This window comes from Sphingomonas faeni (assembly GCF_040407565.1).
GTDB classification, from domain to species: Bacteria; Pseudomonadota; Alphaproteobacteria; order Sphingomonadales; family Sphingomonadaceae; genus Sphingomonas; species Sphingomonas faeni_F.
Genome location: NZ_JAPZPR010000021.1, coordinates 1 through 911 on the forward strand (window position 1 = coordinate 1; position 911 = coordinate 911).

Consider the following 911-nt stretch of genomic DNA (forward strand, 5'->3'; position numbering starts at 1 on the left):
CGCTGCATTGACCAAGTGAAAGAGGTGCTGGACGTATCCGAGCGACGGGTGTGTCGCGTGCTCGGGCAGCATCGGTCGACGCAGCGCAAGGTGCCGTGTGGGGCAGATGACGAACAGGCACTGACTGAGGACATCGTTGCGCTGGCCGGGCAGTATGGACGCTACGGTTACCGCCGGGTGACCGCACTGCTGCATGCCGCGGGGTGGTCGGTGAATCATAAGCGTGTCGAACGCATCTGGCGGCGTGAGGGGCTGAAGGTGCCACAAAAGCAACCCAAGCGTGGCCGGCTGTGGTTGAACGACGGCTCGTGCATCCGGCTGCGGCCGGAGTATCCGGGGCATGTCTGGGCATACGACTTTGTCGAAGCGCGAACGCACGACGGGCGCAAGTTCCGGATCCTTACGATCATCGACGAGGCCAGCAGGGAATGCCTGGCGCTGATCGTCGCACGTCAGTTGAAACACGAAGACGTGCTGGCGGCGCTTGCCGAGCTGTTCATCGCCCGGGGGCCGCCCGCGCATATCAGGTCGGACAATGGCAGCGAGTTCATCGCTACCACAGTCCAGAAATGGCTCGGCCAGATCGGCGTGAAGACGCTGTACATCGCGCCGGGCTCGCCATGGGAAAACGGCTATAACGAGAGCTTCAACGGTTCGCTTCGCGACGAGCTGCTCAACGGCGAGATCTTCTACAGCCTCGCCGAGGCAAGGGTGCTGATCGAGGCGTGGCGGCGTCACTATAACACCGTCCGACCACACAGTAGCCTGGGCTATCGACCTCCGGCGCCAGCAGCAGCGACCCCGCCATTGCCAGCCTCCGGTTCCGCTTCGCTCCACCTACGCCCGGCAATGGCGGCGGAGGCGACAATGCACTAACTATCTACCCGGACCACCCGGTGGGGGCTGCTCAG

The 911-nt window shown here is 63.7% G+C and carries 1 protein-coding gene; it reads left to right on the forward strand.

The genetic code is table 11. The features are described 5' to 3' along the window. The coding region (locus O6Y00_RS21950) for an IS3 family transposase (protein WP_353444625.1) at nucleotides 1-876 on the forward strand (876 nt) is incomplete at its 5' end. Nucleotides 877-911: the final 35 nt, after the last annotated feature.